This is a genomic window from Pseudonocardia sp. WMMC193 (assembly GCF_021728735.1).
GTDB classification, from domain to species: domain Bacteria; phylum Actinomycetota; class Actinomycetes; order Mycobacteriales; family Pseudonocardiaceae; genus Pseudonocardia; species Pseudonocardia oroxyli.
Genome location: NZ_JAKKDO010000003.1, coordinates 1,383,632 through 1,405,066, shown reverse-complemented (window position 1 = coordinate 1,405,066; position 21,435 = coordinate 1,383,632). Strand labels below are relative to the sequence as shown.

The 21,435-nt window shown below is 74.4% G+C and carries 24 protein-coding genes; 9 read left to right on the top strand and 15 right to left on the bottom strand.

The genetic code is table 11. From position 1 onward, the window contains the following. The 3 genes from L3X23_RS08135 to L3X23_RS08125 form a co-directional block, all read right to left on the bottom strand. Positions 1-762, bottom strand: coding sequence for a 3-hydroxyacyl-CoA dehydrogenase (locus L3X23_RS08135; RefSeq protein ID WP_237191489.1), 762 nt, complete (start codon positions 760-762; stop codon positions 1-3). Continuing rightward, the gene (locus L3X23_RS08130; protein ID WP_237191488.1) at positions 759-1,889 is read right to left on the bottom strand and encodes an acetyl-CoA C-acyltransferase; all 1,131 of its coding nucleotides are present in this window, start codon (positions 1,887-1,889) and stop codon (positions 759-761) included. Before L3X23_RS08130 ends, L3X23_RS08135 begins: the two co-directional genes overlap by 4 nt. 137 nt (positions 1,890-2,026) lie before the next feature. Beyond that, positions 2,027-2,605 (bottom strand): TetR/AcrR family transcriptional regulator, encoded by a 579-nt coding sequence (locus L3X23_RS08125; RefSeq protein WP_237191487.1) that lies wholly within the window; start codon positions 2,603-2,605, stop codon positions 2,027-2,029. Positions 2,606-2,686: 81 nt separating this feature from the next. On the opposite strand from L3X23_RS08125, the gene L3X23_RS08120 reads away from it, so the two are divergent. Beyond that, positions 2,687-3,142 carry a hypothetical protein gene (locus L3X23_RS08120; RefSeq protein ID WP_237191486.1) on the top strand — a complete coding sequence of 152 codons (456 nt, stop codon included), beginning with the start codon at positions 2,687-2,689 and terminating at the stop codon, positions 3,140-3,142. A gap of 16 nt (positions 3,143-3,158) precedes the next feature. Here the strand turns inward: L3X23_RS08120 and L3X23_RS08115 are convergent, their stop codons facing one another. The 3 genes from L3X23_RS08115 to L3X23_RS08105 form a co-directional block, all read right to left on the bottom strand. Then, complete coding sequence (locus L3X23_RS08115; protein WP_237191485.1) at positions 3,159-3,647, bottom strand: DUF1059 domain-containing protein; 489 nt, start codon at positions 3,645-3,647, stop codon at positions 3,159-3,161. 113 nt (positions 3,648-3,760) lie between these two features. Continuing rightward, on the bottom strand, positions 3,761-4,918 hold the full coding sequence (locus tag L3X23_RS36060) for an acyl-CoA dehydrogenase family protein (RefSeq protein ID WP_237191484.1): 1,158 nt from the start codon (positions 4,916-4,918) through the stop codon (positions 3,761-3,763). Continuing rightward, positions 4,911-6,104: an acyl-CoA dehydrogenase family protein gene (locus tag L3X23_RS08105; RefSeq protein WP_237191483.1), complete on the bottom strand. Its 1,194-nt coding sequence runs from the start codon at positions 6,102-6,104 to the stop codon at positions 4,911-4,913. The genes L3X23_RS36060 and L3X23_RS08105 overlap by 8 nt, the downstream gene beginning before the upstream one ends. Positions 6,105-6,242: 138 nt before the next feature. On the opposite strand from L3X23_RS08105, the gene L3X23_RS08100 reads away from it, so the two are divergent. Further along, a complete protein-coding gene (locus tag L3X23_RS08100; RefSeq protein ID WP_176921116.1) occupies positions 6,243-6,608 on the top strand; it encodes a DUF3040 domain-containing protein in 366 nt (121 codons plus the stop codon). 55 nt (positions 6,609-6,663) lie between these two features. Next, the gene (locus L3X23_RS08095; protein ID WP_237191482.1) at positions 6,664-9,357 is read left to right on the top strand and encodes an ATP-dependent RNA helicase; all 2,694 of its coding nucleotides are present in this window, start codon (positions 6,664-6,666) and stop codon (positions 9,355-9,357) included. 4 nt (positions 9,358-9,361) lie between these two features. Here the strand turns inward: L3X23_RS08095 and L3X23_RS08090 are convergent, their stop codons facing one another. Further along, a complete protein-coding gene (locus L3X23_RS08090) occupies positions 9,362-9,607 on the bottom strand; it encodes a DUF3039 domain-containing protein (protein WP_093076037.1) in 246 nt (81 codons plus the stop codon). 10 nt (positions 9,608-9,617) lie between these two features. Between L3X23_RS08090 and L3X23_RS08085 the strand changes: the two genes are divergently transcribed. Continuing rightward, positions 9,618-10,544: a pseudouridine-5'-phosphate glycosidase gene (locus tag L3X23_RS08085; protein WP_237197957.1), complete on the top strand. Its 927-nt coding sequence runs from the start codon at positions 9,618-9,620 to the stop codon at positions 10,542-10,544. Here the strand turns inward: L3X23_RS08085 and L3X23_RS08080 are convergent. Genes L3X23_RS08080 through L3X23_RS08070 form a run of 3 tightly spaced genes read right to left on the bottom strand, consistent with a single transcriptional unit; the run spans position 10,522 to position 11,908 of the window. Continuing rightward, the gene (locus tag L3X23_RS08080) at positions 10,522-10,848 is read right to left on the bottom strand and encodes a DUF3099 domain-containing protein (protein ID WP_237197956.1); all 327 of its coding nucleotides are present in this window, start codon (positions 10,846-10,848) and stop codon (positions 10,522-10,524) included. The two genes, L3X23_RS08085 and L3X23_RS08080, sit on opposite strands and share 23 nt — an antisense overlap. Before the next feature lie 46 nt (positions 10,849-10,894). Continuing rightward, positions 10,895-11,305, bottom strand: coding sequence for a helix-turn-helix transcriptional regulator (locus tag L3X23_RS08075; RefSeq protein ID WP_237191481.1), 411 nt, complete (start codon positions 11,303-11,305; stop codon positions 10,895-10,897). Between the two features lie 18 nt (positions 11,306-11,323). Further along, positions 11,324-11,908 carry an HhH-GPD-type base excision DNA repair protein gene (locus L3X23_RS08070; protein WP_237191480.1) on the bottom strand — a complete coding sequence of 195 codons (585 nt, stop codon included), beginning with the start codon at positions 11,906-11,908 and terminating at the stop codon, positions 11,324-11,326. A 23-nt stretch (positions 11,909-11,931) separates the two neighbouring features. On the opposite strand from L3X23_RS08070, the gene L3X23_RS08065 reads away from it, so the two are divergent. Both L3X23_RS08065 and dtd read left to right on the top strand, forming a co-directional pair. Beyond that, the gene (locus L3X23_RS08065) at positions 11,932-13,392 is read left to right on the top strand and encodes a methyltransferase (RefSeq protein WP_237191479.1); all 1,461 of its coding nucleotides are present in this window, start codon (positions 11,932-11,934) and stop codon (positions 13,390-13,392) included. Further along, positions 13,389-13,814 (top strand): D-aminoacyl-tRNA deacylase, encoded by a 426-nt coding sequence (gene dtd / locus L3X23_RS08060; protein ID WP_093075044.1) that lies wholly within the window; start codon positions 13,389-13,391, stop codon positions 13,812-13,814. The genes L3X23_RS08065 and dtd overlap by 4 nt, the downstream gene beginning before the upstream one ends. On the opposite strand, the gene L3X23_RS08055 is transcribed toward dtd, so the two are convergent. The 3 genes from L3X23_RS08055 to L3X23_RS08045 all read right to left on the bottom strand — a co-directional run bounded on the left by L3X23_RS08055 (position 13,815) and on the right by L3X23_RS08045 (position 16,278). Next, positions 13,815-14,042, bottom strand: coding sequence for a hypothetical protein (locus tag L3X23_RS08055; protein ID WP_237191478.1), 228 nt, complete (start codon positions 14,040-14,042; stop codon positions 13,815-13,817). It lies immediately after the preceding gene. 73 nt (positions 14,043-14,115) lie between these two features. Next, the gene (locus tag L3X23_RS08050; RefSeq protein ID WP_093075049.1) at positions 14,116-14,514 is read right to left on the bottom strand and encodes a helix-turn-helix domain-containing protein; all 399 of its coding nucleotides are present in this window, start codon (positions 14,512-14,514) and stop codon (positions 14,116-14,118) included. A gap of 12 nt (positions 14,515-14,526) precedes the next feature. After that, positions 14,527-16,278 carry an alpha/beta hydrolase gene (locus L3X23_RS08045; RefSeq protein WP_237191477.1) on the bottom strand — a complete coding sequence of 584 codons (1,752 nt, stop codon included), beginning with the start codon at positions 16,276-16,278 and terminating at the stop codon, positions 14,527-14,529. A 281-nt stretch (positions 16,279-16,559) separates the two neighbouring features. On the opposite strand from L3X23_RS08045, the gene L3X23_RS08040 reads away from it, so the two are divergent. The 3 genes from L3X23_RS08040 to L3X23_RS08030 all read left to right on the top strand — a co-directional run bounded on the left by L3X23_RS08040 (position 16,560) and on the right by L3X23_RS08030 (position 19,904). After that, positions 16,560-17,822 carry an alpha/beta fold hydrolase gene (locus tag L3X23_RS08040; RefSeq protein WP_237191476.1) on the top strand — a complete coding sequence of 421 codons (1,263 nt, stop codon included), beginning with the start codon at positions 16,560-16,562 and terminating at the stop codon, positions 17,820-17,822. Between the two features lie 141 nt (positions 17,823-17,963). Then, positions 17,964-19,133, top strand: a complete 1,170-nt coding sequence (locus L3X23_RS08035) for a sigma-70 family RNA polymerase sigma factor (protein WP_237191475.1) — start codon at positions 17,964-17,966, stop codon at positions 19,131-19,133. Positions 19,134-19,373: 240 nt separating this feature from the next. Then, positions 19,374-19,904 carry a flavin reductase family protein gene (locus L3X23_RS08030; protein WP_237191474.1) on the top strand — a complete coding sequence of 177 codons (531 nt, stop codon included), beginning with the start codon at positions 19,374-19,376 and terminating at the stop codon, positions 19,902-19,904. On the opposite strand, the gene L3X23_RS08025 is transcribed toward L3X23_RS08030, so the two are convergent. Together L3X23_RS08025 and L3X23_RS08020 are read right to left on the bottom strand one after the other, a co-directional pair. After that, a complete protein-coding gene (locus L3X23_RS08025; protein WP_237191473.1) occupies positions 19,856-20,584 on the bottom strand; it encodes an HAD family hydrolase in 729 nt (242 codons plus the stop codon). The genes L3X23_RS08030 and L3X23_RS08025 overlap by 49 nt on opposite strands. Positions 20,585-20,663: 79 nt before the next feature. After that, on the bottom strand, positions 20,664-21,395 hold the full coding sequence (locus tag L3X23_RS08020) for a DUF3152 domain-containing protein (RefSeq protein WP_237191472.1): 732 nt from the start codon (positions 21,393-21,395) through the stop codon (positions 20,664-20,666). Positions 21,396-21,435 lie beyond the last annotated feature (40 nt).

The following is a 21,435-nucleotide window of genomic DNA, read 5'->3' as shown; positions in this document are numbered from 1 at the left end:
TCAGCGGGGCGCCATGCGGATGGCGCCGTCCAGCCGGATGACCTCGCCGTTGAGCATCGGGTTGGCGATGATGTGGGCCGCCAGCGCGCCGTACTCGCTCGGCCTGCCGAGCCGGGCCGGGTGCGGGACCTGCTTGCCCAGCGACTCCTTGGCCTCCTCCGGGAGCCCGCCGAGCAGCGGGGTCTCGAACAGCCCGGGCGCGATGGTGACCACCCGGATCTGGGCGCTCGCCAGGTCGCGGGCGATCGGCAGCGTCATGCCCACGACGCCACCCTTCGACGCCGAGTAGGCCGCCTGGCCGATCTGCCCGTCGAACGCCGCCACGGACGCGGTGTTCACGATGACGCCGCGCTCGCCCTCGACCGGGTCGGTGGCCACCATGCGCTCGGCCGCCAGCCGGATCACGTTGAACGTGCCGACCAGGTTGATGTCGATGATCCGCGAGAAGTCGGCCAGCGGGAACGCGCCCTTCTTGCCGACGGTCTTGATCGCGTTGCCGGTGCCCGCGCAGTTGATGGCCGCGCGCAGGGTGCCCTGCTCGGCCGCCCGGTCCAGCGCGGCGGCGACCTCCGCCTCGTTGCGCACGTCCCCCGCCGCGAAGGCGACCTTGTCGCCCAGCTTCTCCGCGATCGCCGCGCCCTGCGAGGTGGGCAGGTCGAGGATCACGACCGACGCACCGGCGTCGAGCAGGGCCTCGGTCGTGGCCAGGCCGAGGCCCGACGCCCCGCCCGTGACGAGGGCCACCTGTCCGTCGATGTTCACAGCAGCTCCAGGATGGTCGCGTTGGCCTGTCCGCCGCCCTCGCACATGCTCTGCAGGCCGTAGCGGATGCCGTTGTCCTTCATGTGGTGGATCAGCGTGGTCATGATCCGGGCGCCGGAGCCGCCGAGGGGGTGCCCCAGGGCGATCGCGCCGCCGTTCGGGTTGAGCGCCTTGGCGTCCGCACCGATGTCCTTCAGCCACGCCAGCGGGACGGGGGCGAAGGCCTCGTTGATCTCGAAGGCGCCGATCTCGTCGATCTTCAGGCCGGACTTCGCCAGGGCCTTCTGGGTGGCCGGGATCGGGGCGGTGAGCATGATGATCGGGTCCGCGCCCGCGAGGACGGCGGTGTGCACCCGGGCGATCGGGGTCAGGCCCAGCGCCTTCGCCTTCTCCGACGTCATCATCAGCAGGGCCGCGGAGCCGTCCGAGATCTGCGAGGCGTTGCCCGCGTGGATGACCCCGTCCTCCTTGAACACCGTCTTGAGCTTCGCGAGGCCCTCCACCGTGCCACCGGGGCGGATGCCCTCGTCCTGGGCGACGTCGCCGACCGGGGTGATCTGGCCGTCGAAGCGGCCCTCGGCGCGGGCGGCGGCGGCCTTCTCGTGCGAGCCGATCGCGAACTCGTCGAGCTCGGTGCGCGAGAAGCCCCACTGCTCGGCGATCATCTCGGCGCCGATCCCCTGGTTGGGGAACACGCCGTCGTAGCGGGCGAGGAACTTCTCGCCGAACGGGTTCTGCCCGTTGCTCGAGGACCCCATGGGCACCCGGCTCATGGACTCGACACCGCCCGCGACCACGACGTCGTACTGGCCCGCGACCAGGCCGGCGGCGGCGAAGTGCACGGACTGCTGGGAGGACCCGCACTGTCGGTCGATCGTCACGCCGGTGACGGTCTCCGGGAAGCCGGCCGCCAGTGCCGCGGTGCGGCCGATGTCCATCGTCTGCTCGCCGACCTGGGACACACAGCCCCAGATGACGTCCTCGATCTCGGCCGGGTCCACACCCGCCCGCTCGACCAGCGAGGTCAGCACGTGCGCGGAGAGATCGGCCGGGTGGACGCCCGACAGTCCGCCGTTGCGCTTGCCGACCGGTGTCCGGACGGCCTCGACGATCACAGCATCTCGCACGGTGGAGCTCCTTCGGTTCACGGCGTACGGCCTGCCGGAAACGCTAGCAGCGAAACAGTCAGATGTGACCGCGTTGACCCTGTGGCCTACAGAACAATCGTTAAGATCCCCTGGTCGGGGGAGCCGGTGGACGGCGCTCAGCCGACGCCGCTCTCCCGGCGGGCGGGTGCGAGGCCCAGCGCGGGGACGAGTCTGCGGTGCAGGTAGCCGCGCAGGGCGTCCTCGTCCGCGCCCGCCGCGCCGTCGAACCAGACCAGGGACAGCAGGAAGCGGATGACAGTCTCCGCGATCTCGTCCATCTCGTCCGCCAGTTCCGGCCGGTGGTCCAGCAGCGGGGCGAGGAAGCGCTTGGTCATCGCGATCGCCTCGGTGGACATGCTGGCCCTGGCCAGGGCGAACGTGCTGCGCTCCGGGAACGCGACGGGCGCGAGCGCGGGCTGGGTGCGGAACTCGTAGCGGGCCCGCAGGGTCGCCTCGACGACCACCTCGGCGGGCGAGCCCGCGGCGTTCGCCGTGGCCCAGATCCGCTCCACGACCTCGCCCGAGAGGCGCAGCAGCGCCGCCGAGACCAGCTGCTCGCGGGTGCCGAAATGCCGGTAGACGGTCGGCCGGGACACCCCGGCTCGGGCCGCGACCTCGCTCAGCGAGGCCGCCTCGAACCCGGCGGCGGCCAAGACCTCGACCGCCGCGTCGAGGATCCGTCTCCGCACGTCCACGGCGCCATCTTCACAGGTGGGCGGCGCGGCCCACCAGCACGACGGCCGAAGCTGTCGGTCCCGCCCGCTAGCGTCCCGGCCATGACCGACACGGCCGACCCGGTGATGGACCGCATCACCACCCTGATCACGCTGTCGCACAGCGGCTCCCGGGCCGAGGCGGCCGCCGGGTTCGCCGCGCTGTGGCCCGACCTGTCCGACCCGTTCCATCGGTGCGTCCTGGCGCACTACGCGGCGGACGTCCAGGAGGACCCGGCGGCCGAGCTGGAGTGGGACCGCCGGGCGCTGGCCGCGGCGGAGGAGGTGGCCCCGGGCCGGGCGGAGTCGCACCACCCGGCCCTGCGCCTGTCCAGCTTCTACCCGTCCCTGCACCTGAACCTGGCCGAGTCCTACCGCCGGGTCGGCGCGCTCGCCGAAGCCGGCGAGCATCTCGCCGCCGCACGGGAGCGGCTCGGTGCGCTGGAGGGTGCGGAGGCGGGGTACGCCGCCACGATCCGCGGCGGGATCGAACGGCTCGCCGAGCGCCTCGGGGCCTGAGCCGGGACCGGGCGGGTCAGTACATCCGCACCCGCTGGATGTCGAGGTTGCGGAAGGTGGGCTGCGAGGCGATCTCGGCCATCCGTTCCGCGATGCGGTCGGTGGCCGGGTGCTTGGAGTTGCGCATGGCCGAGTCGTAGTCCGGGAACAGGACGAACTCGGCGAAGCGTCCCGGGTCGTCCCGGTCCGCGGCGACCACGGACCACACCGCCGTCCGGGCGTCCCCGATCGCGGCCAGCCACTCGTCCTCGGCCGCCTCGAACTCGGCCATGCGGTCCGTCCGGAACTCGATGACCTGCAGGAACTCCCCCGGGCCGAGGTCGAGGGAGGCGGGCTGCATCGCGCCGCGCAAACCGTCCCGCAGCTCCGGGCCGTCGACGTGCCCGTGGGAGGCCACCGCGTGGGCCGCCGCGGCCTCGACGAGGTCGTCCGGCTCGCCGGTCAGGGTCATCGAACAGTTCGCGTCGCTCGGCATGGTGCGACAGTCGATCGTCATCCTGGGCATGGCGGCCTCCTGGAGGTGGGGACCACAGCGCACTCCGCCAGCGCGGAGACCGCCATACGCAGTTCGGGACAGATCCGTTCGGGGGCCACGCTGCGCCCGAACGGACCTGTGGCTCACTCGGTGCCGGTGGCCACCCAGGGCGCCCCGTCCGCCGAGGCGGTGTCCAGGACCAGCCGCGCGATCCGGCCGCGGTGCTGCTCGGCGCTGCCCAGCAGGGCGGCGTCGGTGACGGCCCGCTTGTAGTACAGCTGCGCCTGGTACTCCCAGGTGAAGCCGATGCCGCCGTGCACCTGGATGGTGTCGGTGGCCACCCCGGCGAACGCGGGCGAGGCCGTCGCCTGCGCGATGCTCGCCGCGAGGGCCGGGTCGTCCGAGCCGTCGCCCAGCGCCCAGGCCGCGTGGTACGCCGCGGACCGCGCGTGCTCCACCTCGACCAGCATGTCGGCGAGGGTGTGCTTCACGGCCTGGAACGACCCGATGGGGCGGCCGAACTGCAGGCGGCCCTTGGCGTACTCGACGGACAGGTCCAGCAGGTGCTGTGCCCCACCGACCTGCTCGGCGGCGAGCAGCGCCGCCCCGACCTGCAGCGCGTGGGTGATCACGCGCTCCGCGGAGTCCGGTCCCGCGACGAGCCTGCCCACCGCGCCGTCGAGGGCCACGGTGGCCTGTCGGCGGGTGGAGTCCAGTGTGGTCAGCGGGGTGCGCCGGACCTGCGTCGCCGCGGCCGCCGCGTCCACCGCGTAGAGCCCGACGCCGTCCGGTCCGGTGGCGGCGACCAGCAGGTCGTCCGCCGCCGCGGCGTCGACCACCCGCTCGACGGTGCCCGACAGCGCCCCGTCCGCCGTGGCCCGCACGGTGACATCCGCCGGGTCGAACGCGCCGCCCCGGTCCCCCACCGCGAACGCCGCCGTGCGCGTGCCCTCGACGAGGGCGGGCAGCAGCTGCTCGTCGCCCGCCGCGACCAGCGCGGGGATCGCCAGCATGACGGTCCCGAACAGCGGCCCGCAGAACAGCGCCGCGCCGAGCTCCTCGACGGCCACGGCCTGGTCGACCAGGGTGCCGCCGACCCCGCCGAGCTCCTCGGGCACGGACAGCCCCAGCACGCCGAGCTCGCCGCCGAGGCGGGCCCACGCCTTCGGGTCGAAGCCCGGCTCGGACTCCATGAGCCTGCGGACGACCTGCTCGTCGGACTGGTCGGCCGCGAACCGACGCACCGCCGCGCGCAGCTCGCGCTGCTCGTCGGAGAACACGAACTCCGGAGAGTCAGCCACGGGGGATGTCCTTCCACGCCTTGCCGGAGTCGGCGCGCAGGTCGCCGGGCAGACCCAGCACCCGCTCGCCCAGGATGTTGCGCAGGACCTCCGAGGTCCCGCCCTCGATGGTGTTCGCCCGCGAGCGCAGGAAGCGCTGCTGCAGCGGGCCGCGGTAGTCCTCGCCGCGCTGGAGGTCTCGCATCGTGTAGTCGTGGTATGTCAGGCCCTCGGGCCCCAGCAGGTCCATGCAGAACTCGTAGACGTGCTGGTTGAGCTCGGCACCGACCAGCTTGCCCACCGAGCCCTCGGGGCCGGGGCCGCCGACGGTGGCCAGGGCGCGCGAGCGCTCCGAGGTCAGCCGCTGCGCCTCGCTGCGCAGCCACAGCCGCGTGAGGCGGTCCTCCAGGACGGGGGTGTGCAGGTCCGGGCGGGAGGCCCAGAGCGCGACCGCGTCCGCGATCGTGCCGCTGCCCCGGCGCGAGCCGGACGAGCCGATCGAGCTCCGCTCGTTCATGAGCGTGGTCATGGCGACCCGCCAGCCGTCTCCGACGGCGCCGAGCCGGTGGGCGTCCGGGATCCGGGCGTTCTCGAGGTAGACCTCGTTGAACTCCGCCTGCCCGGTCATCTGGCGCAGCGGGCGCGTCTCGACGCCCGGTCCCGTCATGTCGACGACGAAGTAGGTCAGCCCCTTGTGCTTGGGGGCGTCCGGGTCGGTGCGGGCCAGCAGCAGCGCCCAGCGGGCGCGGTGGGCGAGGCTCGTCCACACCTTCTGTCCGTTGACCACCCACTCGTCGCCGTCCCGGACCGCGCTCGTGGCGAGGCCCGCGAGGTCGGATCCCGCGCCCGGCTCGGAGAACAGCTGACACCAGATGTGCTCGGTCGACGCCAGCGGGCGCAGCCACTCCCGCTTGAGCTCGTCGGTCCCGGCGTGCTCGCGCAGCGTCGGTGCGGCCATGCCGTAGCCGATCGGGTTGAGCGAGAACGGCACCGGCCCGCCCGCGTCCTGGATGATCGTGTCCGCGACGGCCTGCAGGCCGCGCGGGACGCCCAGGCCGCCGAGGCCCTCGGGGAAGTGGACCCAGGCGAGTCCCGCGTCGAAGGTGGCGGCGAGGAACTCCTGGACCGGGACCTCGGTCGGGTCGTGGTCCCGGACGACCTGGTGGGCGGCCTCCGCCACCCGCGTCGAGTCGGCAACGGTGCTCATGCGCGGGACAGTACTTGATGAACGATCGTTCAGATAGGGGCGTCCGCTCGTCCCGTGACGCCGGCTGTTCACCGACCGAGCGTCGCCCGGGAGGACCATCATGTGTCGAGACCCCACGATCGGGGGTATGACGGAGGGGTGAGCGTCCCGGAGTCCCGTCCCCCGCGTCTGACCGATGCCGAGCGCCGCCAGCTCGATGATCTCGAGCAGCGCCTCCTCGGCCAGTTCCCCGACCTCGGCGGGCGCTTCGCCCGCACGGAGGCCGCGGAACCCACCCCGCGCGAAGTCCGCCTGGCCCGCCTGGTGTTCGCCGTCCTCGGCGCCCTGCTCGTGGTGTTCGCGGGCGTGGTCGGTGGGCTCGGCGCAGCCGCCGCGGTCCTCGTCGCCGTCGCGGGCACGTTCGGGCTGCTCGCCGTCGTCGGCCGCAACCTCGCCCGGGCTCGGGCCGCCGTCGAGGCGACCACGGCCCGCCGCACGAGCCCCACCGGGCCCGCCGAAGCCTGACCGACTCGCACCCCGAGTCGTCCACACCCGTTCGCGAGACCTCGATACTGCAGGCGTGCTCGCCGAACGGCTTCCCGACCTCCCCGTCCGCGGGGTGCTCTCGACCGTCACCCACACGCTCACCACTGCGGGTGCCGCGGTCCTCGTCGCACCGCCCGGGACCGGGAAGACCACGCTCGTGCCGCTCGCGCTCGCGGACGCCGTCGAGGGGACCGTGCTGGTCGCCGAACCGCGGCGGGTGGCCGCGCGCGCCGCGGCCGCGCGGATGGCGAGTCTGGTGGGCGAGCGGGTCGGGGAGCGCATCGGCTACGCCGTGCGCGGAGACGCCCGCCCCGGCAGCCGGGTCGAGGTCGTCACCGCCGGGTTGCTGCTGCGCAGGCTGATCGCCGATCCCGACCTCCCGGGCGTCGGTGCCGTCATGCTCGACGAGTGCCACGAACGCCACCTCGACGCCGACCTGCTGCTCAGCCTCCTGCTCGACGCGCGCGCGGGCCTGCGTCCCGATCTCCCGGTGCTCGCCGCGTCGGCGACCGTGGCGGCGGGGCGGCTCGCGGAGCTCCTGGGCGGGGCCCCGGTGGTCGAGGTCGAGGCCCGCACGCACCCGGTCGAGGTCCGGTACGCGCCCCCGCAGCGCGGTGAGCGGATCGAGGCCTGCGTGGCGCGCGGGGTGCGGGGCGTGCTGGGCGCCGGGTCGGTCCTCGCCTTCCTGCCGGGCGTCCCGGAGATCCGGCGCACGGCGGCGGCGCTCGGCGGGGTGGGGGTGCCGGTGCTGCCGTTGCACGGGCGGCTGTCCGCTGCCGAGCAGGACGCCGCCCTGCGGGACTCGGGGTCGCGCGTCGTGCTGGCGACCTCCGTGGCCGAGTCGAGCCTGACCGTGCCCGGGGTGCGTGCCGTCGTGGACGCCGGGTTGGCGCGCGTCCCGCGGGTCGATCATCGTCGCGGGATGTCCGGGCTGGTCACGGTGCCGGTCTCCGGGGCGGTCGCCGACCAGCGGGCCGGCCGCGCCGGGCGCGAGGCACCGGGGACCGTGGTGCGGTGCTGGCCCGAGGGGCAGCGGTTGGCGCCCTATCCCGAACCGGAGATCCGCACCGCCGACCTCACCCGCCTGGCGCTCGACCTGGCCGTGTGGGGCACCCCGGACGGGGCCGCCCTGAGCTGGTGGGACGCGCCGCCCCCCGGGCCGCTGGCCGCCGCCCGCGAGGTGCTGCGCGCGTTGGGTGCCGTGGGCGCGGACGGTTCGATCACGCCCCGCGGCCGCAGGCTCGCCACCCTCGGGCTGCACCCCCGCCTCGCCCGCGCCCTGCTCGACGGCGCGGACGCCGTCGGCGCCCGCACGGCCGCGGAGATCGTCGCGGTGCTCGACGACGACACCCTCACCCAGGGCGCCGACCTCACCGCGGAGCTCGGTCGCCTCCGCGCAGGCGCCCACCCCGCCACGCACCGCTGGCGGGCCGAGGTCGGCCGGCTCGCCGGCCTGGTCGGCCGAGGAGCGGCGGGGGCTCGGGACGGCCTCGGCCCCGCCCGTGTGCCTGCGGACGGCGCGCGCGCCGGGCGCGCACCCACGAGTAGCGGATCCGCGGGCAGTGCGTACAGGAGTAGCGGATCCGCAGGCAGCGCATCCACGAGCAGCGGATCCGCAGGCAGCGCATCCACGAGCAGCGGATCCGCAGGCAGCGCATCCACGAGCAGCGCATCCACGACCAGCGCATCCGCAGGCAGCGCAGCGGACAGCGCAGCCGAGAGAGCAGCGGTGCGCGGACCCGGGCGGGGTGCGGGCGCGGCGACGGCGCTGGTGGTCGGGTTGGCGCAGCCGGAGCGGGTGGCCCGGCGGCGCGCCGGGGATGCGCCGGTGTTCCTCCTGGCGGGCGGCACTGCGGTGGAGGTCGTCGGGGATCCGGCGCTGGGCGCGCAGGAGTGGCTCGCGGTGGCCGTGGCCGACCGCGTCCCCGGCGCGGTGCACGGGCGGGTCCGGCTCGCGGCCGCGGCGGACCGGGAGACCGCCGAACGCGCCGCCGCCGCGCTGCTCACCGAGACCGACGAGGTGACCTGGACCGACGGGGACGTGCGGGCCGTGCGGCTGCGCAGGCTGGGCGCGATCGTCCTCGAGGAGTCCCCGCTGCGCGATCCCGATCCGGAGCTCGTCCGAGCCGCGCTGCGCGCGGGTCTGCACGCCGAGGGCCCGGAGCTGCTGCGCTGGTCACGGGCCGACCGGGCGCTGCGGGAGCGGCTGGACTTCCTGCACCGTGCCGTGGGCGACCCGTGGCCGGACGTCTCCGACGACGGCCTGGTCGCCGCGGCCGAGGACCCCGCGGGCCCGTTGGCCGGCGCCCTCGCCACCGCCCGCCGGCGCGCGGACCTCGCCGCGGTCGATGCGGGCGACGCATTGCGCGCGCTCGTCGGCTGGCCGCTCGCCGGGCGGATCGACGAGCTGGCCCCGCCGCGGCTGACGGTCCCGACGGGCTCGGCGATCGCCGTCGACTACTCGGGCGAGCGCCCCACGCTCCCGGTCAGGGTCCAGGAGATGTTCGGCGCCACGGCGTCGCCGCGGATCGGCGGGGTGCCGGTGCTGCTGCACCTGCTCTCCCCCGCCGGGCGGCCCGCCGCGGTGACCGACGACCTGGAGTCCTTCTGGGACACCGGCTACCCGCAGGTCCGCGCCGAGCTGCGCGGGCGCTACCCCAAGCACCACTGGCCGGAGGACCCGCGCGCCGCCACGCCGACCCGGCGGACCGGGCGCAACCGGCCCTAGCTCCTCAGTCGTCGCCCTTGGGCAGGCCCTCGTAGATCTTCTTGCAGTCCGGGCAGACCGGCGAACCGGGCTTGGGCGACTTGGTGACCGGGAACCGCTCGCCGCAGAGCGCCTCCACCATGTTCCCCAGCACCGCGCTCTCGGCGATCTTCGCCTTCTTCACGTAGTGGAACATCTTCGGCTCGTCGGAGCCGGTGGAGTCGGTCGTCTCCGGCCGGGTCTCGGTGTCGGGCAGAACCTGGGTGGCCATGTGCTCCATGATGCCCCACGTGGCCCGTGTCGACAGCAGCCCCGTGTGTTCCCCCGCCGTGGCCGAGGCGCTCGCGGCCGGCACGGCCGTCGTGGCGTTGGAGAGCACGATCCTCGCGCACGGTCTGCCCGCGCCCCGCAACCGCGCCGCCGCGGACGAGCTGGAGGCCGAGGTGCGGGCGCTCGGGGCGGTGCCCGCCACGATCGCGGTGCTCGACGGCCGGGCCCACGTCGGGCTGGACGCGCGTGGACTCGACCGGGTCTGCACCGAGGAGATCGCCAAGCTGTCGGTCCGCGACCTCGGGGTCGCGGCGGGATTGGGACTCTCCGGCGCCACCACCGTGGCGGCGACCGCGCACCTGGCCGCGGCCGTCGGGATCGCGGTGTTCGCGACGGGCGGGCTCGGCGGGGTGCACCGCGGCGCCCGCGAGACCTGGGACGTCTCGGCCGACCTGGCCGCGCTGGCGACCACGCCGGTGCTGACGGTCTGCTCGGGGGTGAAGTCGATCCTCGACGTCGGCGCCACCCTGGAGGTCCTCGAGACGAGCTCGGTGCCGGTGCTCGGCTACCGCACCGACCGCTTCCCCGGCTTCTACCGGCGGGACTCCGGGTTCGCCGTGCCCTGGCGCGTCGAGAGCCCGGACGAGGCCGCCCGCGTGTGGGCGGCGCACACGACCGGATCGGGCATGGTGCTCGCCCGGCCCGTTCCCGAGCCCGACGAGCTGGACGCCGCCCTGCACGACCGACTGCTCGCCGAGGGGCTCGCGCTGGTCGAGGAACGCGGTGTCACGGGCAAGGACGTCACGCCCGCGCTGCTGGAGCACTTCCACGCCGCCAGCGGCGGGGCGAGCCTCGCCACGAACGTCTCGCTCGTGCGGGCCAACGCCCGCCTCGCCGCCCGGGTGGCGGTGGCCCTCAGCTGTTCGGACCCTCGATGACCGGGTGCTCCCGCGACTCGAGGGCGGGCCGCTCCGGCTGGTAGCGGTTCGGCTTCGACGCCTTGTTCGGCAGCCGGTCGTTCGCGATCAGCACCGCGATCCAGGGCAGTGGGATCGAGATGACCAGCAGCGTCACCGCCAGCCACGGGATCTGGTAGAAGACCGCCGCCAGGATCATGCACGGGATGCGCATGCCCATCGTGATCTTGTAGCGGCGCTTGCGGATCGCCAGCTCCTCCTCGTAGGAGAGCTGCGCGTCCGTGATGAGCACCGGCTCAGCCGGCCGCTCGGGTTGTTCGCTCACGGTCACCCCCGTCTCCTCGTGTGACCGCTGGCAACGGTACGCCGGTTCACCGATCCCGCGACTCGTCGTGCTCCCCGTGGGCGTGCAGCCGGACCGGGCCGACCGCCTCCTCCGACACGACCTCCAGCAACCGCCGCGCCAGCCCGCCCGCGATGCGGTAGCGGACCAGCCTGCCCTCCCGGTGCGCCGTGACCATGCCGTGTGCGCGCAGCAGCCGCAGGGCGTGCGACACCGCGGAGTCGCTCATCCCGACCGCGACGGCCAGGTCCGACACGCACAGGTCCCCCGCGTGTTGCAGGGCGAGCAGGATGGAGAGGCGGTTCACCTCGCCCAACGCGTCGAGCACGGTGGCGGCCTGCTGGACGCGTTCGACGTCGGCCAGCACGGCCGTCGCGTCGCACACCTGATCGGGATCGATGACCCGCAGGTCGCGGCGGTCGGTGGGGACCTTGTGCACGGGGTCAGCCTACGCCGATCACCCGGCCGCGTTCGTGCCCGCCTTCGCCGCCGCCTTCGCCGCCTGCTTGAACGCCCGCACCTTCTGCAGCGAGTCCGGGTCCACGACGTCCGCCACGGACCGGAACGCCCCCTCGTCGCCGTAGGCGCCCGCGGCCTCCCGCCAGCCCGCCGGCGTGACGCCGCGCTGCTTGCCCAGCAGCGCCACGAAGATCTGCGCCTTCTGCGTGCCGAACCCGGGCAGCGCCGAGAGCCGCCGCAGCAGCTCCGCGCCGTCCGCCGCGTCCGCCCAGAGGCCGGTGACGTCCCCGTCGTACTGCTCGACGATCGCCCGGTGCAGCGCCTGCACCCGGCCCGCCATGGACCGCGGGAACCGGTGCACGGCCGGGCGCTCGGCGAACAGGGCGAGGAAGGCCTCGGGGTCGTACTCGGCGATCTGCCGCGCGTCGAGCCGGTCGGTGCCCAACCGCTCGGCGAGGACGGCGGGGCCCGCGAAGGCCTTCTCCATCGGGATCTGCTGGTCGAGCAGCATGCCGGTGAGCAGGGCGAGGGGGTCGCGGTCGAGCAGCGCGTCCGCCGCCGCGTCCTGGGAGAGGCTCAGCACGGGTGCAACGGTAGCGTCCTCCCGTGCTCTCCCCCGCTCTGTGTGCCCGGCTCCGCGACGCCCTCCTGGACCACGGCTTCACGACGACCGGGGTGCGGGACCTGCTCGGCCACGGCGCCCACGCCGCGCTGACCCGCGGTGAGCTGGAGGCACCCGCCCGCGCCACCCGCGAGGCCGGCGAGCTCGGCGCGCTGGTCCGGCTCTTCCTGCTGGGCGCCGCCGAGGAGAAGCCCCCGCTCCCGGCGCTCGACGAGCTCGTCTCCGGCGGCCTGCTCACCGCCGGTCCGACGGGGTATCGCGCCGCGATGGACCTGCGCCCCTACGGGGAGGAGGAGACGGACTGGTACGTCCTCTCCGACCTCGACACCCCGGCCGCGCGGCAGGACCGCGACCACGTCACCGGGGTCGGCGGGGCCTCCCTCACCCTGGCGTCGTCGCTGGTCCGGACGCCGGTCGTCGACACCCTGGACCTCGGTACCGGCTGCGGGGTCCAGGCCCTGCACGCGAGCCGGTTCTCGGCGCGGGTCGTCGCGTCGGACGTCGCGCCCCGGGCCCTCGCGGTCGCCCGCGCCACCCTGGCGCTGTCCGGCGTCACCGGCGTCGAGCTCGTCGAGGGGCCGTGGCTCGCACCGGTGGCCGACCGGGAGTTCGACGCGATCGTCTCCAACCCGCCGTTCGTCCCCGGCCCCGGCCGGGTCGAGTACGTCTACCGGGACTCCGGCCGGGCGGGCGACGCGGCCCTCGCCGGGCTGCTCGCCGACCTGCCCGCCCGGCTGCGCGCGGGCGGTCGCGCCCAGCTGCTCGGTTCCTGGCTGCACGTGCGCGGCGAGGACTGGCCGGACCGGGTGCGGTCCTGGATCCCCGCGGGTTGCGACGCCTGGATCCTGCAGCGCGAGGTGACCGACCCGGCCCTGCACGTGGGCACCTGGCAACGGGACGCCGGGCTGGACCTGTCCGCGCCCGCCACCCGCGCGGCGGCCTCGGCGTGGCTGGACTGGCTCGAGGCCGAGCGCGTCGAGGGCGTCGGGTTCGGGTTCCTGCTGGTGCGCAAGCGGTCCGACGGCGGCCCCGGCGAGATCGTGGTCGAGGACCTGCAGGGCGAGCTCGCCGACCCGCTGAACCTCGAGATGGCGCAGTGGCTGGACCGCATGGACTGGCTGCGCGCGCACCGCTCGGACGACGCCCTGCTCGGCGCCCGCCTGCGCCTGGCCCCCACCGCCACGCTGGAGACCTACGCGACGGCGAGCGACGAGGGGTGGCGAGACGCCGGGTCCGCGGTCGTCCTGGCCGACGGGCCCCAGTGGCGCCACGAGGTGGACGCGCCCGCCGCCGCGCTGCTCGCCGGGTGCACCGGCGCCCTGGCGCTGGAGGAGCTGATCACGCTGCTCGCCTTCGCCCACGACCGGCCGACGGACGCGCTGGTGGCGGCCACGCTGCCCGCCGTGCGCGAGTTCGTGCGCCACGGCGTGCTCGTCTCGGCATGAGGGCGGTCGCGAGCCGGGTCCGCGGCGCGTCGGTCGAGGTGGACGGCCGCACCGTCGGGGCGATCGAGGGCGAGGGGCTGTTGGTGCTGCTCGGCATCACCCACGGAGACGGCCCGGAGTCCGTCGAGCGCATGGCCCGCAAGCTGTGGGAGCTGCGGATCCTCGCCGACGAACGGTCCTGCGCGGACGCGGGCGCCCCGTTGCTGGTCGTCAGCCAGTTCACGCTCTACGGCGACACGCGCAAGGGCCGCCGCCCCAGCTGGACGGCGGCCGCGCGACCCGAGGTCGCCGCACCCCTGGTCGACGCCGTGGTGGCCGCGCTGCGCGAGCGCGGCGCCCACGTGGAGACCGGGGTGTTCGGCGCGGACATGAGGGTGGCGTCGGTGAACGACGGCCCCTTCACGGTCCTCGTCGAGACCTGACTACTTCTTCGTCTGCACCTTCTCGACGACCTGCACGCCGGCGTCGAGGACGCCCTTGGCGAAGTCCCGCTGGACGGCGAGGACCTTCTCGGCCGCGCTGAACCCGGTGTCCAGCAGACCCCGCGCGTCCTCCGAGGACGGCAGCGCGGGGCGGAACGCGGACAGCGTGTCGGTCCAGGTGGCGAACGCGCCCTTGGCGAGATCGGTGAGGCGGTCGGTGGCTGCCATGGTGTTTCCTCCGTGTGTGGCTGCGGTGCTACCGAAACTACGCACGGCTGTTAAGTATGTCAACCACGGCTGGTCAGAGGTCCAGAAAGCTCCGGTAGACCCCGATGATCGCGGCCTTCTGCTCCTCGGTGAGGCGTGTCTCGGCCCGCACCGCCTCCTCGACGGAGCTCGGTGCCGACCGCGGCGGGGACTCGGGCTCGGCCGCCTCGCCGCCCCACCCGGCCTGCCGGAGCAGCTGCTCGGTGTTGAGGTGCAGCGCGTCCGCGATCGACTGCAGCACCTTCAGCGACGGCTGGTGCAGCCCGCGCTCCACCTGGCTGAGGTAGGCGTTAGAGACCCGGGTCATCGAGGCCATCTCGCGCAGCGAGAGCTTCGCCATCTGGCGCTGCGTGCGGATGAACCCGCCCAGCGCGTTGACCTGCTCTCCCCAACCCGTCCGGTCCTGCGTCGGACCGGCCTCACCCGTCGTCATGCGTCCAGTGTGTCAGCTTCCGCGCACGTACTCCCCGGGCGCGTCGCCCAGCACCGGCAGCTCGGCGCAGCCGAACGCCGGCGGCGTGCGCTGCTCGCCCCCGCGCTCGGCGATCCACGGCGTCCAGTCCTCCCACCAGCTGGCGCGGCGCTCGGTCGCGTCGTCCCGCCAGTCCGCGGAGCTGCGCGGCAGCTCGGCGGTCTCGGAGAACCAGTGCCGGGACTTGGGCGAGGGCGGGTTCACCACACCCGCGATGTGCCCGGAGTTGGACAGCACGAAGCGGACCGTTCCCCCGAGCTTGCGCGCGCCGGTGTAGACCGACTCCCAGGGCGCGATGTGGTCCCGCTCCGCGGTGATCACGTAGGCGTCCTGGGTGACGTCGCCGAGGTCCAGCCGCTCCCCCGCCAGCTCGAGCTTGCCCTCGGCCAGCTCGTTGCGCAGGTAGTGGGTCCGCAGGTACTCGGTCTGCATCTCGGCGGGCATCCGGGTGGAGTCGCCGTTCCAGGTCAGCATGTCGAAGGGCCGCGGGTCGTCGCCCTGGAACCAGTTCGTGCCGACGTAGTTCCACACGAGGTCGGTCGCGCGCAGCAGGTCGAACGTGCGCTTCATGCTGGCGGCGGGCAGGTACCCGTCCTTGCGCATGGTGCGCTCGAGCCGGTCCACGGTCGGCTCGTCGACGAAGACGCCGAGCATGCCGGGTCGGGTGTAGTCGAGCATCGTGTTCATCAGGGTCAGCGAGTTGACCCGGTCCTCGCCGCGCGCGGACAGCCAGGCCACCATCGAGGTGGCGATCGCGCCGCCGAGGCACAGCCCGGCCACGTTGACCTTGGGCGCACCGGTGATCCGCTGCACCGCGTCCAGCGCCGCGACCGGGCCCTCGCGCAGGTAGTCGCTCATCGAGAGCTCGCGCAGCGACGAGTCCGGGTTGCGGTAGCTGATCATGAAGACGGTGTGGCCGTGCTGCACCGCCCACTCCACGAGGCTGCGGCCCGGCGCCAGGTCCATGATGTAGTACTTGTTGATCCACGGCGGGCTCATCAGGAGCGGGACCGCGTGCACCTTGGGGGTCTGCGGGGCGTACTGGATCAGCTCGATGAGCCGGTTCCGGAACACGACCTTGCCCGGGGTGGCGCCCAGCTGCTCGCCGACCTTCAGCTCGCCCGGGGTGAACTGGCGCGGCATCCCGCCGTTCTGCACGAGGTCCCGCAGTGCGTTGCGCGCCCCGCGGACCAGGCTCTTCCCGCCCGTCTGGAAGGCCCGCTGCACCAGCGCCGGGCTCGAGATCGGCCAGTTCGGCGGCGCCGCGGCCTCGACGAGCTGCCCCACCAGGAAGTCGATCTTCCGGCGGGACACCGGGTCCACGGTCATCCCCGCCGTCAGCTCACGCAGCCGGTCCGCGAGCAGCCCGTGCTGCTGACGGCAGAGCCAGTACCAGGCGTTCTCCTCCCAGACCGGGTCCGCGTAGCGCGGGTCCCGCTCCGCCAGCACGGCCGGGCCGGAGGCGGTGCTCCCGACCGCCCGCAACGCGGAGACCACACCCGCGCGGCCCGCGTCGACCCCCCAGCCGAGCCCGGTGCGCGCCGCCGCGACCGGGCGCGTCAGCACCGAGCGGGCCGCCCCGGCGAGCGCGGGGGCGAAGCCCACCGGATCGAGCTTCGCCGCGACCGTCCGGGGGTCCAGCGCCTCGCGGACGGTCTCCACGACCCGCTGCGCCTGCTCCCGAACCTCGAGTGTCTCGTGCTCTCGACCCTGCATGGACGTCATCGGCCCTCCTGAGAACCTCACTGCCGACCTACCCCGGACACCCGCGCCGCGGGGCCCTGTCGTTCGGCCGCACCGCGAGCGGTCGCACCATGGTGGGGGGTACCAGCCGGTAGCGGGCGGTCACGGTTCCACGTCACTCTGTATGCCCCGTCACCAGCGCTGTCTCCGTGCTTGGGATAGCAAGCACTACTCGGGGGTAGGTCGGGTGTTGCTAGGGATCCCCACCACGACCTACTCTTCGGTAGTGATCGGTCGGACATCACCGGCGATGGGAGACGACCATGAGTAGCGCGATCAGTGCGGCCGGGGACCCCGGCTCCGTCGCGACGGAGGACACCGCGCCCGAGGCGACGCGGATCGGCGGCCCGGCCGCCGAGCACCCCTACCGCTTCCTGCTGCGGTACGGCGCCCACACGACCCGGCGCACGGTCGAGGCGGCGGCCCGCGCGACCGGTGCGGCCTGGTGGTCGACCGCGCGCAGGCCCTGGGCCGCGCCCACACGCACCGCGCTCTGGGTGTCGACGATGCTCGACCGCGCGGAGCCGCGCTGGCACCTGCAGAACCGGGTGGCCCTGGAGACGGACTTCGCCCGCCTGCGGGACTTCACCCTCGACGAGCACCGCGGCGACGACGTCGTGCCCACCCTGGTCCTGCCCCCGCAGGCGGGACACAGCTCCACCGTCGTGGACTTCGCGCCGGGGCAGAGCCAGCTCACCTCGATCCGCGAGACCGGGCTGACCCGCCTCTACGCGCTGGAGTGGCGCGCGGCCACGTCCGCGACCAAGCGGGTCACCATCACCGACTACCTCGAGGTCGTGGACCGCTCGATCCGCCGCATGGGCGGTCGGGCGAACCTCGTCGGGGACTGCCAGGGCGGCTGGCTCGCGGCGATCTACGCGACCCTGCACCCCGAGCGCGTCCACACCCTCACCCTCGCCGGGGCGCCGATCGACTTCCACGCGGGCGACTCGGTGATCGCCGCGTCCACCGCGGCGCTGTCCGGGCGGCTGGGCATGGCGCCGTACCGCGCGCTCGTGGCGGCCAACGGCGGCAACATGTCCGGCGCGGCGGTGCTGGGCAACTTCCTCATGATCCAGCCGCAGGCCGAGATCGCCCGCCAGCTGCAGCTGCTGGCCCACGTCGAGGACCCCGAGCACGTGCAGCGCTACCGGGTGTTCGAGGACTGGTTCAAACACACCCAGGACGTGCCCGGCGCGTTCTACCTGTGGCTGGTGGACAACCTGTTCCGACGCAACCTGCTGGTGCGCGGCGAGCTGGAGGTGGACGGGCGCCCCGCGCGCCTGTCGGCCATCGACTGCCCGCTGTTCCTGCTCGCGGGTGCCACGGATCACATCACGCCGCCGGAGCAGCTCTTCGCCATCGCCGACCACGTCTCCACACCCGCCGCGCAGATCACCCGGCGGACGGCGGCGGGCGGTCACTTGGGCCTGTTCACCGGGCACAAGGCGCTGCACGAGGACTGGCCCGCGCTCATGGCCCAGGTGTACCGACACTCCACCCGCGGGATCGTCGGCGTGGCCTGAGCGGACCCGGGGGGTTCACCCGCACGGCGGATGCGCTTTGGCCGGGAACGTTTATTCGACGCCCCGCGTTCAACCCTGTAGAACCCCGGCGGACCGCCGCTGCCACGGCGTCGCCCGGGTCGCGTTAGGGGAGGAACGTCCATGACACTGGCACCGAGCATGGAAGCCGCCGTCGCGCCGGCGACGCGCGTTCCCGGACAGCGTACCGCCTCCGGGCGGCGACGTGCCGCCACGCGGGCGGCACAGGAGACGACGGCACAGGACACGACCGAGAACACGGCCGAGGACACCCGGGCCGCGTTCTCCGAGCAGTCGGACGACGGCGAGGACTCGGCCACCGAGGGCCGCACCCGGCCCGAGCTCACCGCCGAGGACCTCGACGCGCAGAGCCCGGCGGCGGACCTGGTCCGCGTCTACCTGAACGGGATCGGCAAGACGGCGCTGCTCACCGCGGCGCAGGAGGTCGACCTGGCCAAGCGGATCGAGGCGGGCGTCTTCGCCAAGCACGTCCTCGACACCGCTGCGGCGGAGGGCACGCAGCTGGAGGTCGACTACGCGCGGGACCTGCGCGCCGTCGTCCGGGACGGCGAGCGGGCGCGCAACCACCTGCTGGAGGCCAACCTCCGGCTCGTGGTGAGCCTCGCGAAGCGCTACACCGGGCGCGGCATGCCGCTGCTCGACCTGATCCAGGAGGGGAACCTGGGCCTGATCCGCGCGGTCGAGAAGTTCGACTACGCGAAGGGCTTCAAGTTCTCGACCTACGCCACCTGGTGGATCCGGCAGGCGATCACCCGCGGGATGGCCGACCAGGCCCGCACGATCCGGCTGCCCGTCCACCTCGTGGAGCAGGTGAACAAGCTGGCGCGGATCAAGCGTGACCTGCACCAGAAGCTCGGCCGCGAGGCCACCCACGAGGAGCTCGCGGCGGAGTCCGGCATCGCCGAGGAGAAGATCGCCGACCTGCTCGACCACGCGCGGGACCCGGTGAGCCTCGACATGCCCGTCGGGTCGGACGAGGAGGCCCCGCTCGGGGACTTCATCGAGGACGACCAGGCGGCGGACGCCGAGAACACGGTGATCTCCCACCTGCTGCACGACGATCTCCGGCGGGTCCTCGGAACCCTGGAGGAACGCGAGCAGCTGGTGATCCGGATGCGGTACGGCCTCGACGACGGCCAGCCCCGCACCCTGGACCAGATCGGCCGCCGGTTCGGGCTGTCCCGCGAGCGGGTCCGCCAGATCGAGCGCGAGGTCATGGCCAAGCTGCGGGTCGGCGAGCGCGCCGACCGGCTGCGGGCCTACGCCAGCTAGGGCGTCCCGGCCCCGAACGCGGCAGAGGCGCGGCACCGTCGGTGCCGCGCCTCTCCCGTGGTGCGTGGAAGCCGACGCCGTCCACCGGGCTCCCCACGAGACGGGACGACGCCGACCACTGCACATTGTGTGGGCGGCCCGGGGGGAACGTCGCGCGACAGCCCGGCCCCGATCGGTGGACGGGGAGCGGGCCACGTCACAACCCGCGACAAGGCGGTCCCCGTTGCCTAGGCTCCCCCCATGTCGTCGAGCGCCACGGAGACACCGCAGCCCGTGACCCCCCAAGCGATGCGCGAGGTGCTCGGGCACTTCGTGTCCGGGGTCGTCGTCATCACCTCCGTGGGGCCGGACGGCCCGGTCGGCTTCACCTGTCAGTCGTTCTCCTCGCTGTCGCTGGACCCGCCGCTGATCTCCTTCTCCCCGGCCCGCACGTCGAGCACGTGGCCGAAGATCCGGGAGATCGGCCGGTTCTGCGTGAACGTCCTCGCCTCGGACCACAGCCAGTACAGCAACGGGTTCGCCCGCTCCGGCACGGACAAGTTCGCGGGGGTCAGCTGGACCCCGGCGCCCAGCGGCGCCCCGATCCTCGACGGGGTCAGCGCCTGGATCGACTGCACCCTCTGGAACGAGTACGACGGCGGGGACCACACGATCGTCGTCGGGCGGGTCGCGGACCTCGGCGCGGACGCCGAGCGCCTCCCGCTGCTGTTCTACCGGGGCAGCTACGGGATCACCGCTCCCCTCCCCCCGAGCGGCGCCGAGGAGTCCTGAGCCGGGATCCGCGGCTGCGGCAGGCCGAGTCGGGCCGGTAGCTCGCCGACCGCGGTGAGAACGTCGTGCGCGCCCGCCGCCCGCAGTGTGGGCCCGGGGTGGGCGCCGCCGAGCACGCCCAGCGCCAGTCCGGCGCCCGCCCGCGCGGCGGCCACCATGGCCGAGGTCGTGTCGGCGGCGACCACCACGTCGGCGGGGTCGACGTCCGCGCCCCGGGCGGCCGCCAGGACCAGATCGGGATCGGGGAGCCCGCGGCCCGCCACGTCGTCCGGCCCGAGCAGGACGTCCACGGGCAGCCCCGCCGCGGTGACGAGCCGGTCGCAGGCGTCCGCGCTCAGGTTCCCGACCAGCGCCACCGCCACGTCCGCCTCCCGCAGCGCGACGAGCGCCGCCGCCGCGCCCGGGGCGGCCCGCACCCGACCCGCGGCCGCCTCGGCGCAGATCCACGCCTCGTAGACCTCCGCGGCCAGCCGCGCCCGCCGCTGGTCGCCGTCGAGCAGGTCCGCGAAGATCCGCGGGACCGGACGGTCCATCGCCGCGCGCGCCTGCCGTTCGAGCGCCGGGACGCGGGGACCCGCCACCGGGACGCCCACGCTCACCAGGCCGCGCCGCACGGCGTCGAGGGCCAGGCCGCCGTCGGACACGACGGTTCCCACCAGGTCGATCACCGCCAGCCGCACCGACCCACCCCAGCGGGTGCGGATGGCGGGCGGGCCTACGGCGGGCGACGGCCGGGTGAACGGATGCCGACTCCGGATCTCAGGGATTCGGCCAGCCGTTCGGGGCGCAGCCGTCGAGGCCCAGGGTCTGCTGCTGCATCACGGGTGCGGGCCGCCCCGCACCGGGACACCGCTGGTGGCCGTGGCCGAGCGCGTGCCCGACCTCGTGGTTGACCACGTACTGCCGGTAGGCCGTGGGATCGCTCGCGTACTCCTCGGTGGCGTTCACCCAGCGGTAGTGGGTGAGCACCACCCGGTCGCCCGTGCGGCAGGAGAGCCGTCCGTAGGTCTCCAGCGGGCGGCACATCCGCCGCGACGTGTCCGGGGTGGCCAGGATGAGCCGGATCTCGGCGGCCGCGGAGTCGGTGCGCGCGAACGACATCGTGCCGCCCGCGCCCCAGGAGCGGGGGTCGTTCAGGACGGCGAGCACGAAGGCCGCGAACCGTGCGCCGTCGACCGGCACGCCCTCCTCGACCTCCACCCGCACGGTCCGCACCCGCCCCGGTCCCGGCGCCGGGACCGCACCGGGCACCGGCACGAGCGCGCCGGTGCCGCCCTGCGGCACGTCCCGGCTCAGCAGACCGGCCTCGACGTCGGCCCGGGTGAGCCCCGGCGGGAGCGTGGGCGTCGGGGTGGGGGTGGGGGTGGACACGGCGGGGGGCGGCGCGGTGACCGAGCCCTCCCCCACCGGCGGCGCGGGCGACGGCGCGCCCGCGCACCCCACGGCGAGCCCCGCCACCAGCAGGAACGCCCCCCACACCGACCCGCGCACAGCCGGAATCTGCCACCCCCGGCGGCACCGGTCACGCGAC